The organism is Pseudomonas sp. PME37.24/025, from assembly GCF_055556615.1.
Genome location: NZ_JBVHNK010000173.1, coordinates 1 through 273, shown reverse-complemented (window position 1 = coordinate 273; position 273 = coordinate 1). Strand labels below are relative to the sequence as shown.

The 273-nt window shown below is 56.8% G+C and carries 1 protein-coding gene; it reads left to right on the top strand.

The genetic code is table 11. The features are described from left to right. Positions 1-273 (top strand): hypothetical protein (locus ACZ3HH_RS29955; RefSeq protein ID WP_465810198.1); only part of this gene is annotated, 273 nt, incomplete at both ends.

Sequence of the window (273 nt, the reverse complement as noted above, 5' to 3'; positions counted from 1 at the left end):
AGAAAAGGTGCGCAGCAATGTCGAGCGGTCGAAAGCCTTCTATTCCGAGGCGGGATGGGGTCGAGTACACGTCTCGTTCGGCACGGTTCTTCCGGAAGACCTTCCAGTTCGTGACGAAAACCCGGACGATGCCGGTTTCCTCGCGCTGGCGCGGAAGTATTACGACCCGAGCATTCAGACGGTGCACACAAAAGTCGGCGGCGTTGAACGAATCGATCTCGGCTACGGAGTGTGTGCGCTACCAGTCGTATTGGAACACAACACCCCTAACAA